We start from the raw sequence: 16,024 nt of genomic DNA, 5'->3' as shown, positions 1-16,024 counted from the left end.
ATTATGGGAGAATAGGTCACCAATGAAGCCTGTTGGTGTCCTCAAAGTCAAGAATATGGAAAAAAAGTCACCCAAAAAACTATCAGTACCCTGAAAATCAAAATTCTGTAAAACTGAGTCATCAATAGAGTTAATTGTATAAATTAAGGTAAAGGACCAGTCGTGAATTCTGGTCCTTTTTTATGATCTTCAATGGAGCAATCGTCGGCAGATTAGGCTAGTGAACAACGGCCAACACCATATGACTTTTCACCTTTAAAAAAACAATCTAAAACTTTATTGAACGTTTTTCAAATATTGTCCGTCTTATGAAAAACGGTATGCAAACAGGGGGAGCAGAATGTCGCAAAATGTAATAGAACTAGAGGCGGTTTCAAAGCATTTCGGTGATCAGGAGGTACTTAGTAACGTATCGATGAGTGTAAAAGAAGGGCATATTGTAGGGCTTCTTGGCCCAAATGGTTCCGGGAAAACAACAATGATCCGCCTCATGAATGGTGTGATCAACCCCACAGACGGAAAGTTGTCAGTCCTAGGCATGGATCCGGGAATCGAGGGAGACACAGTCAGGAAGGCAACAGGAATTCTAACTGAAAATGCTGGTCTGTATCATGAAATGTCTGGACTTGATAATCTAATTTTCTTTTCCAAACTATATGGAAACTTCGATTTAAAGCAAATTCACCGATACTTGGAGGAGTTTGAACTTGAAGAGCATATGAAGAAAAAAGTAGGTGCTTATAGTTCAGGAATGAAACGAAGGCTGGGAATTATTAAGGCAATCCTTCATAAGCCCAGACTCCTTTTCCTAGATGAGCCGACGAATGGGCTAGATCCAGAGGGAATCAATTTAGTGCTGAAGTTTCTGAAGGATTTAAATGAACGGGAAGGAACAACAATATTTCTTTGTTCACATATTTTGAGCCAACTCGAACATGTTTGTAAGGAATACTTTTTTCTCAATGATGGAAAAATAACTGACTTTGGCACAATTAATGACCTGCAAAAAAGGTATGTCACACAAATCAAATTGAAGGTTATTACAAACTTATTGCCTGTTGAAGCTCATTGGGGTGGTTATCCAGTATTAATAAAAGATAAAAATACTTTGCAATTTCTATTGCCTTCAAGTAAACATATAACCCCATTGCTGAAAAAAATCATCAGTGACTTTTGGATACACCATGTGGAAATTGAAAATAACGATTTGGAATCCCTATACTTTAAAATTAGGAGGGGGCTAAATGAATAAAAAGTTAATATGGCTTGTTGCTGCTAAAGATATTAGAGGAATAACCAGTTCTGTTCAGGTGTGGCTAGGACTAATCTTATTGCCTCTGATTTTTTCGGTGATTTTTCCATTAGCTTTAATTCTTCTGGTTAAGAATTTACCTGTTTCGTCACCAGATTTGATTGATTTAGTGAATAAGGTGGTACATGGTCTTAAAGATACAAAGAGTGGGGAAACGATAGAGAGTCTTCCAAGCATCAAACATCAAATTATTTTCGTTACTGTCAATTATCTGCTTGGTTCGATTTTTTTACTTATCCCAACGATTAATGCGATGATGATTTCGCTTCATAGCTTTGTTGGTGAAAAGGAAAAACGGACAATGGAAACCCTTTTGTTTTCTCCCATTACTGTGAAGGAGTTATTCATCGGCAAGGTACTTGCGGCCTTCATTCCATCAATTATTATTACATGGGTAAGCTTCTTCCTATTTGGATTTATAACTGTAAGCCTGACTTACAATATGTATGGATATTTCATCTTCCCTAATGCCAACTGGCTCATATTGATGTTCTGGGTAACCCCGATGATAACCATCTTCACTATCCTGGTGAATGTATTTGTATCTGCCAGGGCAAAAGGCTTCCAAGAGGCTCAGCAGCTTGGGGGAATCTTAATCCTGCCAATTATGGCTCTCTTCATAGGCCAGGCAACGGGCTTTCTTGTCATCAAGCCCATTTTACTTGCTGTATTAGGTGTTACCATTTTAATTTTAAATTTGTTTTTATTAAAAATAATGACAAAATACAACGATCGCAATACCTTGTTTGAAAAGCAAATATAATTCATTATTCTGTGGGCGGAGAGTTAAGTACCCTTGAAATTTAAAACAGGATGAACCCGGCTGGCAAATGTATAGATTGTTTAACAATGGAAAAATCTAATCCTATCGTTATTTTACAGGGGGATAGGATATGTCAGTTATTGTTATACAAACATTTGAAATGAAACAGGATAAATTTCCGGATGGCATCAAAAACTTACGCTTAATTCAAAATTTCCGAAACGAACAATATGACCACAAGGTGGAGCTCTTATCGCCGATTTCAGGTGAAGATCACACTTACGCACTGATTTCTACCTACGAAGGGCTTGCGGAAATGGAGCTGCAAAATAAGAAGATGTTTGAAGATGAAGAGTATAAAAAGCTCATCGGGGAATTCTTTCTTGAAAACATCGTGCAAGGAAGTATGTATACCCAGATGTATCGGACGATGACCGGACTAAGTAATGACTCTGAATCAGAAAAGAGGAAGAAGTAAAATGAGAAAAGTCGATTCCCAGGGATTCGACTTTTTTTCATTGTTTAGCAATTTTAATATTATTTAGTTGTGGATAACTACATGTAGTATTCTTAATCCAGCTCCAGCGCCTAGCCAGTTTTCATCCTTGATTAGACTTCCCCGAGTATCTTGCGAGAAGCGTTAGCTTTGAGCAGCTCGAGTCGCTTGTCTAGCTGCGGGTCCTAACTCCTCGAGACGCTTCGGTCCTGCCAATGAAGTCAAATAACGACTTCTTTGTCAGGCCATCCAACGCTTGTCGGAGTTGGGCAGTCGCCTCCGCTTTTCGAATTGTCTAGTGTCGCCTCCTAGAAACTCCAAAACTTCAACTCCGCCGGCAGAAGCAAACAGCGCTTCTTTGTCGGAGTCTCTAGTTTTTGCGTTTCTGGGCAGTCGGCTCTACTTTTCGATTTCGGTCCGCCCAATGAAGTCAAAGAACAAAGTCAAAGAACGACTTCACCGGTCGGCCCTCCAGCGCTTGTCGGGGCTGAACGAGGCGCTTGCGCTTTTTGTTCTGCCTGATGGTTCAATACATAAAATACAGTTGATTCTCGAATGATAATACTTGTTGAGGAAGGGGGTAAAACAATGGATTTTTTTCTGCCATCATCAAAATCGGGATGTGGAAATAGCTCCAATGAAGGAGATTTGAAATGGTGGCAACTGTCACTGATTGGTGTTGGGTGTACGATTGGCACCGGTTTTTTCCTCGGTTCTGCAATCGGTATTAAAGTTACCGGGCCATCCATCGTTTTTTCTTTCATCCTTGCCGCAATCGGAACATACGTAGTATATAATTTACTGGCAAAAATGACAGCAAAAGATCCCCAGGATGGCTCGTTTTGCTATTATGCTAAGAAGGCCTATGGTCAATGGGCTGGATTCAGCTGTGGCTGGAATTATTGGAGTTCCAATATCCTCATTATGGGAAGCCAGCTTACTGCTCTTTCAATTTTGTCACAATTCTGGTTTCCTAACATACCGTTGTGGATTTTCGCTACTGGTTATGCTATCCTCTCGATCGGTGTCGTCCTTACTGGGAATAAGGGATTTGACAAGGTAGAAGATTTATTTGCAATCATTAAAACTGCCGCAATTATTATGTTCATTTTAATAGCAGCTGCCGCTATATTTGGCTGGTTTAATCTTGATACGAAGCAAGTAATCGTGCCAAATTCTTCACAAAAACTCTTTCCTGAAGGCTTCAAAGGGTTCTGGTCGTCATTGATCTATGCATTTTATGCATACGGAGGAATAGAAGTAATCGGCTTGATGGCAACAAGGCTGAAAAATAAAGAAGATGCTCCAAAAGCGGGAGTCATCATGCTGATTTTATTAGTAATCATTTACGTTCTTGCTTTAGGGCTTGCGGTCATTATGGCAGCTCATGGTTCCTTTCATCATAAAGAAAGTCCATTTGTCACAGCCCTGGCTCCATATAATCTGGCTTTTTTTCCTCATGTGTTCAACGGAGCGATCATCGTTGCAGGCTTTTCAACCATGACTGCTTCGCTGTTCGGGGTGACCACACTTCTCGTTACGCTTGCCGGCGATGGGGATGCTCCGAAGGTCTTCGCAAAGAAAATCAAAAAAATGAAAGAGCTGCCTCTTCCATCGCTTGGACTGGCAGTGGCTGGCTTGATTGCATCAATTATTACGGCCTTGCTGCTTCCGGGCAAAATTTATGAATATATCACTACAGCCGCAGGAATCCTGATTTTATTCAATTGGGCTTTTATCATCATTTCAGCTCTGAAATTACTGGAATTAAAAGCATGGGGAAAAACCATTTCATTTATCGGAATCGCCCTTATTCTTGCTGCAGTTAGCGGGACGATAATGGAAAAGAGCATACGTATGGGTTTCTTTATTAGCATAATCGTAGTCTTGCTTATTGGGATGATATCGTTAGTTTTACAGAAAAAGGTATGGAATAAAGCTAGTCGCGCAAAGTAAAGCAAAATACTAAAGGTTATGGAGGAAATCCGCTTGAAACATATTAGAGCATTAGCTGTAAAGTTCCTTGCCAGCATGGTACTACTTTATGTCATTCTTGGCCTGATGTACGATATGTCTTTTTCAAATGTCTTCCTGATTTCCCTGGTTCTTGGGCTAGCTTCTTATGTAATTGGGGACCTGTTCTTATTGCCAAAAACGAATAATACAATCGCAACATTAGCTGACTTTGGACTGGCATTTATGATCATTTGGGTTTTGGGAGAAAGTTTAACTTATGGAGAGAGTCTGTTGCTGGCATCTTTGATATCTGCCGCTGGTGTTGCCGTGTTTGAATACTTCTTCCATAAATATGTGGCAGGCATTGTTCTGGAAGATGGGGAAAGGCAATATGGGAATAAAGGGTACCAATATCAAACAGAAGCGTCTGAAGAACTATATCCCGTTAGACCTGATGTGAGGAGCGAAGAGGATACCGAAAAATAAAGATTATCTTAAGGCACTGAAAAAAGAGCTGCAATGGCAGCTCTTTTGTTTGCACTTAAGATTTCAATCTTTTACATAAACAGTATCGTTTTTTTCTGCAACTTTAAATTCAAATAATTCAAAGACAATTCCATAAATAAATGATGTTAAAAACATGGAAGCGAACATATCAAGTATATAATGCTGTTTAACAAACAGCGTAGAGATAATAATCAACGAACCCATCACCGGTACGAAGACCGAATGGAAGATATGCTTATTGCGAATGTTGATATTGCCAAGAATGATGGCAAACGTAGTTAATACATGTATGCTGGGGAAAGCGTTATATGGTTGATCATGGCTGTAAATCATGCCGACAAGGTCTATAAGGATTCCATCACCATCAAGATTTGGGCGAGGAACGGTTGTTTGGAAGAAGAAGTATATTACGAAACATACTAACTCGCCAATGACAATCATTGTCAATGTTTTTAAATAAACTCGAGTATCCTTATACCAAAAATAAACTAGATAACCTAATATGAACGCGTACCAAATGATATAGGGTACAATGAAGACCGGAAGGAAAGGAATCTTATCATCTATTTCGATTGAAAGAATCACAGCTTCTCGAGGATTATTATTCAAAATTTTATAAATCAACCCAAGTACAGGCATTACCAGCAAGAACAATAAATATGGCAAATCTTTTCTTTTATTTTTCATGTTAATTCCCCTTTTGCTAAATTGCTTGTGGTGTATAAATACCACAAACCATAATTGTTAATCCCCTTTTCATTAGATTGAAATAGTAATAGTAACCATTAGTGCTATTACCTATATAGACGCATTTAACACTGGATTAGTTCCAACTTCCTAAAAATATACTGTTTTTCGCTACCTGAAAGGTTTTTTTAATGAGAGTTTCCCCAAATCTATCAGATTTCTAAAATGAATAAGTGCAACAATGAATACTTACAACATTCTCCTGACAAAATCACTACTCCAAACCTCTACATTCCGGTTTTATTTAATGATATCAAACAAATTTTGTGAAAAATAAATAGGGTCATACAATTAAAAATTTTTACATTATATTTGAACTTATTTCATAAAGAAAACTATAGAATATTAGAGGGGGATTGGGATGTTCAATGAACCGGTAAAAACGCCGGCAGAGGCGGAACAAGTCCTAAAGGACCACTTGCCTGATGACACCATCATAAAAGAAGTTCTCAAACAAAAAGGAGAAACAGTTAATAACATGTAAAGTGAGAAATTCAGCAAAAGTTATCCATTGGAAGATAAAGGTGGATTCTCGATTATTTATAAACGGAACGAAGAAAACAAGATTTTTGCCGTTACATTAACAATTGGACACAAAAAACCGGAATAAAAAGCACCATATTTTATTAATAACTGAAAAAAATAAAAAACCTTGATATATATCAAGGTTTTGAGCGTCCCAGAAGAGATTCGAACTCCCGACCTACAGTTTAGGAAACTGTTGCTCTATCCTACTGAGCTACTGGGACATGATTAGTATTAATATTGAGTTTGAGAAAGTAAATAGATTAGCGTTTTATCCCGTCCTCATCTCAGAAAGCAAACCAAGAAGCGGCTCGATGAGTACGCTGAAGCAATTTCGGAGATGCGAATTCAGCCGTACTGAGCTACTGGGACATGATAAAAAGTAATTCTCTTATTGCAGCGACTCAATTATTATACGATGAATCTGTGGGGATTTCAAGATAAATTTTCCTGTAAAAATATTACCGGCATTCAAGAAGCTGCAATTATCAGCTCCCTGAATGTCTCTTAATGCTGTTTTCTATGGAAAAGTCCCATTACTTCCAGGGTTTCTGTTATGTTAACAAAGGCTTCTGGATCTATTTCTTCTATCAGTGTTTTGACTTCTGTAAGCTCATAACGGGAAATGACGGTGATGATGACATTACTTTTCTCGTTTGAGAATCCGCCAACAGAGTCTATTACCGTTACACCACGATAGACATTCTTTAGCAAGTGCTGCTTTACTTCTTCGCCTTTTCTAGTGATGATCATCAACGTCAGCTTGACGTGATGTGTATGTACCTTATCGATCACTTTGCCAAGGACGAAAATGGAAACAAGCGTATTTAAAGCTGCGTCCCAGCTGAACAAAAAGCCTGATAACAAAATAACGACAGAATTCATTGCGAATAATAGTGTTCCCATTGGAAAGTCTTTTCGTCTTGCCAATAGCATCCCTATGATATCGAAGCCTCCGGATGAACCAGATGAACGAAATATAATTCCTATACCCAATCCAACAATCGCTCCGCCAAATATAGAGGAAAGAATCGGGTCCTCTGCAAGTTTAAATACTGGTATTACATAAAGAGTGATAGAAATTGTAAGGACGGAAAGTATCGTATAAAAGATGAATTTGCGTCCCAGTTTCAAATACCCTAAAACTAATAGGGGAAAGTTCAAAAGGAAATTGTAAACCCCGGTATTGATAGATGTGAGCATAGATAATATGATGGATAGCCCACTGATCCCGCTGCTCATGATTCCATGGGGGATCAAGAAAAGGTTAAATGCAAAAGAAACAATGATTGAGCCAATGATGATTCCTGCTGACTTCAAAAACGACCCCTCCAAAAAACAGTGTGTAAAAAATATTATATAGATGAAAATGAAGAAATGAATTTAAAAGTTTATTTAAAATTCATTAAGAATTTTGATTTGAGATGCCATTCTTTTAAAAAATCATATTTAGTTTGAGGATGGGAAAGATAAAGTAACGATTTTTGGAGGTGAGCATTTTTGGATGGTGGTTCAATCAGGGACCTGGTAACAGTTAAAGATGATAGGGGCAGGGAGAGGCAATTCGAGGTGGAAGCGTTATTTGAAATGAATGGAGAATCTTACGCGATGCTCAGGAATGAAGAGGGAACAGTGTTAATGAAAGTAGAAGAGCAAGGTGGCGACCAATATCTCGTTGGCCTGGAGAGCGACATTGAAAAGTCACAATTGCTCGATGCCTACCAAATTGCTGTTGACGCCGCTCCTGCGGAAGATTGAGTAAAGCTGTCCAAAATGGGCGGCTTTTTTTGAAGGTTTTTTTGTCTGTTTATAGAATTAAAAAAGAAATATATATAATTTGGGGGACATATGATATTTCCTATTTTAGAAACAGACCGGCTCACTCTGAGGGAAATTACTGAGGATGATGCTGAAGATTTATTTATTAATTTTTCCAACGCAAAAGTTATGAAACATTATGGTTCGGAATTGTTCGGAAATATTGAAGAAGCACGAGGTCTTATTCATTCTTTCCAAATCGGCTTTTATGAAAATAAAGGGATACGATGGGGCATTCAATTAAAGAACCAAAAAGGTCTCATTGGGACTGTTGGCTTTCATGCAGTGTCATCAAAACATAGGAGAGCAGAAATAGGCTATGAGCTGAACCCAACCTATTGGGGGAAAGGCATAGCAACAGAAGCAATCGAAAAAGCTGTTGAGTATGGATTGAATGAGATGAAGTTAAAACGAATTGGTGCAATTGTATTTCCTGATAATAGTACTTCAAATGAACTGCTCATCAAACTCGGATTTAAGAAAGAAGGAATTCTGAGAAGTTATATGGTACAAGGTGGGGTATCTTATGATACCAATGTATACTCTCTATTGGCGCCTAACTGAATTGAAAAATCGGCATTTGTAAAGTTACTGAAGGAATTCATCTGGATCAAAACAAAAAGCTCAGATTTTCTGAGCTTTTTTGTGTTCGCTGAATACTAGTGGATATTCCGCTTTTTGAATCTGCCGCCACGCACTTCCGCAATATTTCCGACAGCAAGGAATGCTGACTCATCCAATTCCTCGACAATGGATTTCAATTTGGCTTCCTCAAGACGGGTGATGACGCAAAAAATGACCTTTTTGTCATCTCCGGTATATGCGCCCTCGCCGGTTAAATATGTGACACCACGGCCAAGACGAGCCAGGATGGAATCACCGATTTCCTTGTGATGGTCACTTATGATCCAGGCAGCTTTCGATTCATCGAGTCCTGCGATGACTATATCAATCGTTTTAAAGGCGATGAAATAGGCAAGGATGGAATACATAGCCCGGTCCCAACCAAACACAAAGCCTGCTGTCCCAAAGATGAAAATGTTAAAAAACATGATCACTTCACCTACAGAAAAGGGCAGTCTTCTATTAGCCAGAATCGCCAGTATTTCAGTACCGTCCAACGAACCTCCGTACCGAATGACGATTCCTACACCAGCACCGAGAACAATTCCTCCGAATACAGTAGCCAGGAGTAAATCTTCTGTAAATACAGGCCAATCATGAAGGAAGCTAGTCGTTAAAGATAAGACCGTGATTCCCAATAGGGTGGATAATGCAAAAGTTTTTCCAATTTGTTTATAACCAATGAAAAAGAAAGGAATGTTCAAGACAAATATAAAGAGGCCGAGGCGCAAGCCTGTTAAATGTGAGAGGATGATTGAGATACCAACAATACCGCCATCAAGAATTTTGTTCGGCACTAGGAATTCCTCAATTCCAACCCCCATCAAGACAGCACCAAATATGATGAAAAAAATTCTTTTTGCAAGTTTGGTTTTTGTGATGCCCTTATGCTGCTGTTGTACAAGGGCTTGTTCTGAAATGCTGTTCATTTCTTCCCCCTTATAAGAATTTTCCAATAATTTCACCTAACTAATTTTATCATAATTGTTAAACCAAACTAAATAAAAGACCTTTGTTTATTTTATTTTCCAGTGTCGATTTTAAGATAAAAGGGTAGTAAAAAGGAAGGTTATAGCATTTAAAAATTGAAAAGGTGTTGTTGCAGATTGAATTTGACTCTAGCCATTGGACTGTTTCTATTAGTGCTTTTCTTTATTGGTATGATCGGAATCAAATTAATAAAAATACCCGATATATTATTATATATTTTGCTTGGTCTCATTTTATCCTTGGTTATTAAGGAATCTAAGGTAATTGAAGTTGCCGGAGAGATTGGTTTAGTTTTGTTATTTTTCATATTAGGCATGAAGTTTCCTGTCAACAGGCTTATTACTAATAGTGCCAAGGTATGGAGAGGCGGTTTGCTGGATGCTTTTCTCGGAATTGTTGTGACTGCAGGGATTAGCCTGCTGTTCGGACTGGATTGGGTGTCATCATTAATTGTCGGTGGTATTGTCTACGCCACAAGCTCCTCTATCACAGCAAAACTGCTTGTAGATAAAAAAAGAGATGAAAACAAAGAATCAGAATTCATGCTCCTTATCCTGGTTTTCGAGGATCTAATTGCGCCTATTCTTGTAACCGTACTGATTGGCCTTTCTGGAAAAGGATTTACGGTAACCGATTTTGGGATGATCCTCTTGAAAATTGTTCTTCTCGCAGGAATTGCGGTGTTCTTCGCAAGGGTGGTCTTTAAAAAGGCCGAATCAATTTTAAAAGAGATTGACCAAGATGATATCTTTATTGTGATGATTACGGGGATTGCGCTAACTTACGGAGGTATCGCAATGCTGCTCGGCTTGTCAGAGGTGATCGGGGCCTTTCTTGCAGGAATGATGCTTTCAGAGCTTTCAATTAAGGAAAAGGTTGAAAAGGCGGCATTGCCAGTAAGGAATATCTTCCTTCCATTTTTCTTCTTGAACTTTGGTCTTCATATTGAAATGACAAGTGACATTCCGTATTTAGGACTATTGATTGTTCTTGTATTGTGGTCATTGATTCATAAATTGATTGTAGGATATATTGGAGGACAATGGTACGGCCTTTCAAGAAGTGATTCCTTGAAGGCAGGCCTATCTCTCACACAAAGAGGAGAATTCTCCGTAATTATAGCTGCGCTGGCAACCGGAGAGTTAAAAATTTTTGCCAGCATTTATATCTTGGTAATTGCCATAATAGGAACAATCATGTTCCAGCTGGCACCGAGGCTGAATAAGCTGATCGTTGAAAAAGTGCAAGAAAAGAGCAGTTAAGCATTAAAGGTACCCCTTTAATGCTTTTTTTAAAGTCTAAAGAAACTTTCTGTGTACTTCATCCGGCATTCAAACAGCATATAGAAAGATCCATTTGATAAACCTCTATCTACTCCAAAATCTCCTTTACACGGCCAACCTGTCCGTCCTCAAGCCTTACTTTTATGCCGTGGGGGTGCGTGCTGGAATTGGTAAGGAGATCTTTTACGATGCCTTGAGTAAGTTTTCCTGTTTTCTGGTCAGTTTTAAGGACAATATTTACCTTCAGGCCGGATTTGATCTCATTTCGGTTTCTTCCATCTTTTCTATTGGACATAAATAAACCTCCGCTAATTTTTTTTAAATATACTCTTTTTAATAATATAAAGCGATCGATGAGTATTCAATTCTACCATTTTTTACATTATTATAAAGTAGGGCTCATTAATTAAAATTTGTTTTTGTATGCGAATACGACCAGCAACAGTACACCGAAAAAAGCTTATGTGAAAAGGCGAGGGATACACTTGAAATTTTGGAAATTGGCTTTACTGATTATTATCATTTTGCTTTTGGCTGGCGGATTTTTTTATTTGCAAAAGACACAGGAAGAAAAATATCACGGACTTCCCATTATACCAGAGCGCACAACCGATATTCCTCTTTATAAAGGTTTGGAACCCGCAAGTCCGGTTTATATTACAGAGGGGGATCATTGGGAAGAAATCCTTCATTTTTATAAAAAGGAGCTTCCAAAAAACGGATGGAGTTTGAGGATGTCGCAAGCTTCATCTGATACTAATAAGGATGGTGCAGGTTTTATTTCTTATTGGGAAAAAGATAATACACCCTGGGTTTTATCACTAAGCGCGGCATATTTTAAGAATTCGAATAAAACAGAAGTTGTTTTTGACAAAAACGAGAGATTGAATGCTGCCCCTTGGATCGATACAGAAGTTTCGGAAATCTGTATCAACGAACAGCCTGATCGAAGCGATGATTGCTTCAGGATGACCGACAGGCAAACAATTGATCAGATAGTCAACTTAATTAATGGAGCTATCGGCGCGGGGCCGCAACAAGTTTATTATAACGGAAAAAGTGTTATCGATTTTGGCAGCATAACCATTGATGTATACTATGACTTGGAAAAAGGGATTTATTTCGTTTCTGAAAAAGGGACAAAATGGATGAAACCAGAAAGGCAATTCTTCGAGTTGACGAAAATATCCAAGGAATATTGATTTTATGGATAGTCTTTCTCCCTGGCTTGAATTATTAAATAGCAGGAGTATTATTTACCTAGGAAAAGTTGATTATTTGCAAGTAATTATGGGTTTTAAGAAGATTAATTATCAATAAAGGTGTATCCTATTATTAAATAAGTAAAGGCTTTTTTCGTATTAATCGATTGTTTTCGGCCTAATCCTTTCAAAAACTTTGAAAATAAATTTAAGTATTTTTACGAACAACACTGAAACAATACTCAAGTACTTTTGGTGATTTGTTAAAAGAAAATAAGTAAAAAGAAAAAGGGAAGTGACCTTTGTGAATCCAACTTCAGAAGTAGCAAATGAATTACAACAAAACTCCGAAACACTCGCAAAGGAAATGGTAGGTTCCATACTTGAATTAATAGGTGTCGAGATACCGAAGCAGGAAATTGACCAGGCAATTATTGTTTATACTGAGTATCTTAAATTCCTGGGTGACTCTATTAAGAATAAAGATGAAACAACTTCTCAGGGACTTCTAGAATGGAGCCAGCAAAATGGAGAACGCGAAGCAGCTAAAGGCGGCAGGATTTCTGATATCCTATTCAGGTATCCGCCTACAAGAATTGTTTTCATTGATAAAATGGCAGAAATTAGTTTAAAGCATGATGTTAACACGGAAGATTTAATTTGGATCAATAAAAGAGTGAACAATATGCTTGATATAAGCATTAATGAAACCGTATTTGCTTTTGAGAGGCAAACGTCGAAACTGATGAAGGAAGTCCAGGATGAAGTGGATATATTATCAACTCCAGTCGTCCCGGTACAGGAAAACGTGTCAGTGTTGCCTTTAGTAGGGAAAATGGACCATGACCGGGCAAGGTTGATAATGGAAAGGGCAATTCCGTTGGTAGCAGAGCAGAAAGTACAGTCTTTAATCATTGATTTTTCAGGAATCGTCACAATAGATGCAACGATTGCCAAACACATTTTTGATATTCACAATGTATTGCGGCTGTTAGGAGTGGATTCAATTGCTACTGGAATGAGGCCAGAGCTCGCCCAGGCTGCAGTTGAGGGTGGAGTGGACTTTTCAAATATCAAAACCTTTGCAACCGTAAAACAGGCCATTGATAGCATCAATATAGAAATGTAAAGCAATTATTAGGAGGATAAAGTTGATTAATAAAAAGCCGGATATCAAACTAATTGCATTGGATATGGATGGAACGCTTCTGGATGAGCGACACGAGGTATCTGAGGAAAATAGACTGGCAATCAAAGAAGCCGAAAAAAGAGGGGTACGTGTTGTTTTAAGTACCGGACGCAGTCTCAAAACAGCAAGGGATTATGTAATCTCGCTGGAGCTGTCGTCTTATCTAGTAACGATCAACGGTGGAGAAATCTGGGGACCGAATGGGGAATTGGTGCAAAGAAGCATTGTAGATACCGAGCACGTCCAATGGATGTATGAACTATCACAAAAGCACCAGACAGGTTTTTGGGCAACAAGCAGTGAAAACGTCTGGCGCAATGATATGCCAGAGGACTTATTTTCCCAAGAATGGATTAAATTTGGCTTCCACATTGAAGCAGACGAAATAAGAGAAAGTGTTCTCAAAGAGTTAAAAGAAAAGGGATTATTCGAAATTAGCAACTCAAGCCTAAAGAATATTGAAGTCAATGCACTGGGTATCAATAAGGCCAGAGGATTGCAAAAGGTTTGTGATTTATTGGAGATTTCTATGGAAAATGTCATGGCAGTGGGAGACAGCCTTAACGACATTGCTATGATCACCGAGGCAGGTCTTGGAGTAGCAATGGGCAATGCCCAGGAAACTGTAAAGGAAGCTGCTGACGATATTACAGGTACTAATAGAGAGAGTGGAGTTGCCCAGGCAATCCAAAAATGGGTCCTCTCATAACGAAGGAAGCAGCTTGCACTGCTTCCTTTTTGTAATGGGCTGTTTCGTAAAGATCGTTGTTAAAATCCTAAAGCCGATTTTAACGTCATATACGGCCATTTTGGAGGTCGGTATTATGTCCCATGCTCTTTTCTCACAAAAGAGTCAACTTTACGAAGAAAAATAGGTCATTAAATCCTATCTTTAAGTCAAATAGCAACAAAGTTTGAGAAAAGAGCCTTGTTATATTTGCTGTTGACCCAGAACCACCTGCTTGAATCCTTTTGAGTTAACTTCCATCAACACGGCTTTATTTTCTGCCAGTTCGATCACAGACTGTCCATTTACAGCTTCTGCATATACCTTTTCAACTGATGCGATAGCGACTCCTTTACCTATTTGAATTGCTTTAGGTGCTGAATGTTTTGAAATTACATTTCGGATTTTAACATTATCAGCGCGATTGCTGCCGCCAAAAATCTTTATATCGGACCCTGCATTTGTAAACCCGCTCAATTCCAAGTTCTTCAAAATAATATTCCTGGAACGATACTGTATAGCGATCGCTGGTTCACCACCATAGTCATAGGAAGGATCTCCAATAGCCATAAAATGATTCACAGCTACATTTTTATATGCTGATACTACCATCGCCCTTGGTGAGGAATTTGCATACAACTCATTATGAACCGGCTTGTACGAGATAATATTTGCAGCTCGAATGTTAATGGCTGTTTTAGACTCAGGATCATTTTCCTTGTGATGGCCAATATGCCTGAAATTATAAGAACGATTGTCATTTACAGATAGATGTCCTATGATGACAACATTATGTGCCGCAGAAGAAGTATGATGAGCTTTGATTTCTACTCCGCCAAAGCATCTTGCGGTAGAATTGTTTAATAGCCATACATTTCGCGATCCATCATCTATTTCGATTCCATTCGAATTTGAAAAACCTTTTTTATGGGTTTTCCCGCTTGGGTCGCTCATATGGCAATTAGAAATAAAAATATTATCGCTATGGTGAGTTGTAATGCCATCGTCGCCGAAACCATAGCCATTAACGTTATCTATCCAGATAAATTCACTTCCGCCACGGGCCCGATAGCCATCGCCATAATAATTGTATAGAGGAGATGAAATATCGAAGCAGTGAAGCCCTGGATTAACACCTTCGACATCCTTCACCCAGCCATATTTTACATTGGCATATAGCAGGCAGCTGGAATGATTTCCCCAGGTACTGGTCTTTTCAACGCTTCCCAAACGTTCAACATTCCAATCCAGCGTCATACCTATTACTTTTACATTCCGATTTCCAGTGCGATGGTTCTTATTCGTTATAAGTCTCCTGCCTTTGGGGGCTGAGTCGTGAAGTTTAATGACCGTTTTCTTTTTTCCGGCACCAACCAAATAGGTAAAGGAAGGAAGCTTTATCTCTTTTACCACATAAATACCTTCAGGAATATATACTTTAACACGGCCTTTTCCTAGAGCCATTCTAAAAGCCTCCGTGCAATCAGTTTTACCATCACCGATTGCTCCAAAATCCTCAATATGAACCTCATGATTAATTTCCTTCAGTAAATGTTTATATTCCTCATTTAATTTATCCATCCACTCGGGAAAGACATTGCCGTTAATATCGACCACAGTCTCATAGTTTCGGGCATTATCGAATGCGGATTTAGTCTGAATCATTCTCCTTAGGCTTGCACCGAAATTAGTGAATAAAGAAGATATACCTTTATTGTTTATCGTGTTTAATGGTCTGAAATCCTCACTTGCTTCTTTGAATAATTCGTTTGTCTCTTTAACCAGTTCATTTATATTTATATTTTTTCCTGATAACTGTGAAATCAGCTCAGCATTTTTTTTAGGATCATGATTTCTATCTAACATTACCATCTTGTTCCCACCT

General features: G+C 38.5%; 17 protein-coding genes and 1 tRNA gene. 12 read left to right on the top strand and 6 right to left on the bottom strand.

Translation table 11 applies throughout. The features are described 5' to 3' along the window. Positions 1 to 340 precede the first annotated feature (340 nt). The 5 genes from CD004_RS12030 to CD004_RS12010 all read left to right on the top strand — a co-directional run bounded on the left by CD004_RS12030 (position 341) and on the right by CD004_RS12010 (position 5,013). Positions 341 to 1,252: an ABC transporter ATP-binding protein gene (locus CD004_RS12030; protein WP_102262987.1), complete on the top strand. Its 912-nt coding sequence runs from the start codon at positions 341 to 343 to the stop codon at positions 1,250 to 1,252. Then, positions 1,245 to 2,075, top strand: coding sequence for an ABC transporter permease subunit (locus CD004_RS12025; RefSeq protein WP_102262986.1), 831 nt, complete (start codon positions 1,245 to 1,247; stop codon positions 2,073 to 2,075). Before CD004_RS12030 ends, CD004_RS12025 begins: the two co-directional genes overlap by 8 nt. Positions 2,076 to 2,205: 130 nt before the next feature. Then, positions 2,206 to 2,553, top strand: a complete 348-nt coding sequence (locus tag CD004_RS12020; protein ID WP_102262985.1) for a hypothetical protein — start codon at positions 2,206 to 2,208, stop codon at positions 2,551 to 2,553. 606 nt (positions 2,554 to 3,159) lie between these two features. Then, positions 3,160 to 4,527, top strand: coding sequence for an amino acid permease (locus CD004_RS12015; protein WP_102262984.1), 1,368 nt, complete (start codon positions 3,160 to 3,162; stop codon positions 4,525 to 4,527). Positions 4,528 to 4,560: 33 nt separating this feature from the next. Beyond that, on the top strand, positions 4,561 to 5,013 hold the full coding sequence (locus tag CD004_RS12010; protein ID WP_102262983.1) for a YndM family protein: 453 nt from the start codon (positions 4,561 to 4,563) through the stop codon (positions 5,011 to 5,013). A gap of 63 nt (positions 5,014 to 5,076) precedes the next feature. Here the strand turns inward: CD004_RS12010 and CD004_RS12005 are convergent, their stop codons facing one another. Then, complete coding sequence (locus CD004_RS12005) at positions 5,077 to 5,721, bottom strand: phosphatase PAP2 family protein (RefSeq protein WP_102262982.1); 645 nt, start codon at positions 5,719 to 5,721, stop codon at positions 5,077 to 5,079. A 421-nt stretch (positions 5,722 to 6,142) separates the two neighbouring features. Between CD004_RS12005 and CD004_RS24440 the strand changes: the two genes are divergently transcribed. Further along, positions 6,143 to 6,265: a hypothetical protein gene (locus CD004_RS24440; protein ID WP_267892302.1), complete on the top strand. Its 123-nt coding sequence runs from the start codon at positions 6,143 to 6,145 to the stop codon at positions 6,263 to 6,265. 191 nt (positions 6,266 to 6,456) lie between these two features. On the opposite strand, the gene CD004_RS12000 is transcribed toward CD004_RS24440, so the two are convergent. Next, positions 6,457 to 6,530 (bottom strand) — tRNA-Arg (locus CD004_RS12000). Positions 6,531 to 6,813: 283 nt separating this feature from the next. Then, positions 6,814 to 7,626: a YitT family protein gene (locus CD004_RS11995; protein WP_102262981.1), complete on the bottom strand. Its 813-nt coding sequence runs from the start codon at positions 7,624 to 7,626 to the stop codon at positions 6,814 to 6,816. Between the two features lie 180 nt (positions 7,627 to 7,806). Here CD004_RS11995 and CD004_RS11990 point away from each other — a divergent pair, with 180 nt between their 5' ends. Both CD004_RS11990 and CD004_RS11985 read left to right on the top strand, forming a co-directional pair. Continuing rightward, the gene (locus CD004_RS11990) at positions 7,807 to 8,064 is read left to right on the top strand and encodes a DUF1292 domain-containing protein (protein WP_233434856.1); all 258 of its coding nucleotides are present in this window, start codon (positions 7,807 to 7,809) and stop codon (positions 8,062 to 8,064) included. A gap of 93 nt (positions 8,065 to 8,157) precedes the next feature. Further along, positions 8,158 to 8,688, top strand: a complete 531-nt coding sequence (locus CD004_RS11985; RefSeq protein ID WP_102265084.1) for a GNAT family N-acetyltransferase — start codon at positions 8,158 to 8,160, stop codon at positions 8,686 to 8,688. 95 nt (positions 8,689 to 8,783) lie between these two features. On the opposite strand, the gene CD004_RS11980 is transcribed toward CD004_RS11985, so the two are convergent. Next, positions 8,784 to 9,677, bottom strand: coding sequence for a YitT family protein (locus tag CD004_RS11980; RefSeq protein WP_102265083.1), 894 nt, complete (start codon positions 9,675 to 9,677; stop codon positions 8,784 to 8,786). Between the two features lie 177 nt (positions 9,678 to 9,854). On the opposite strand from CD004_RS11980, the gene CD004_RS11975 reads away from it, so the two are divergent. After that, a complete protein-coding gene (locus CD004_RS11975; RefSeq protein WP_102262980.1) occupies positions 9,855 to 11,000 on the top strand; it encodes a cation:proton antiporter in 1,146 nt (381 codons plus the stop codon). A 109-nt stretch (positions 11,001 to 11,109) separates the two neighbouring features. Here the strand turns inward: CD004_RS11975 and CD004_RS11970 are convergent, their stop codons facing one another. Further along, positions 11,110 to 11,316: a YwbE family protein gene (locus CD004_RS11970; protein ID WP_102262979.1), complete on the bottom strand. Its 207-nt coding sequence runs from the start codon at positions 11,314 to 11,316 to the stop codon at positions 11,110 to 11,112. A gap of 190 nt (positions 11,317 to 11,506) precedes the next feature. Here CD004_RS11970 and CD004_RS11965 point away from each other — a divergent pair, with 190 nt between their 5' ends. From CD004_RS11965 to CD004_RS11955, 3 genes are all read left to right on the top strand, one after another. Beyond that, positions 11,507 to 12,223 (top strand): hypothetical protein, encoded by a 717-nt coding sequence (locus CD004_RS11965; protein ID WP_102262978.1) that lies wholly within the window; start codon positions 11,507 to 11,509, stop codon positions 12,221 to 12,223. Positions 12,224 to 12,527: 304 nt separating this feature from the next. Then, positions 12,528 to 13,352 (top strand): STAS domain-containing protein, encoded by an 825-nt coding sequence (locus CD004_RS11960; protein ID WP_102262977.1) that lies wholly within the window; start codon positions 12,528 to 12,530, stop codon positions 13,350 to 13,352. A 22-nt stretch (positions 13,353 to 13,374) separates the two neighbouring features. Further along, positions 13,375 to 14,121, top strand: coding sequence for a Cof-type HAD-IIB family hydrolase (locus CD004_RS11955; protein WP_407657619.1), 747 nt, complete (start codon positions 13,375 to 13,377; stop codon positions 14,119 to 14,121). 222 nt (positions 14,122 to 14,343) lie between these two features. Here CD004_RS11955 and CD004_RS11950 read toward each other — a convergent pair whose 3' ends face one another. Further along, positions 14,344 to 16,011 (bottom strand): glycosyl hydrolase family 28-related protein, encoded by a 1,668-nt coding sequence (locus tag CD004_RS11950; protein WP_102262975.1) that lies wholly within the window; start codon positions 16,009 to 16,011, stop codon positions 14,344 to 14,346. Positions 16,012 to 16,024: the final 13 nt, after the last annotated feature.

It is taken from the genome of Mesobacillus jeotgali, from assembly GCF_002874535.1.
Lineage (GTDB): Bacteria > Bacillota > Bacilli > Bacillales > Cytobacillaceae > Mesobacillus > Mesobacillus jeotgali.
This window is presented reverse-complemented; position numbering and strand designations above follow the sequence as displayed.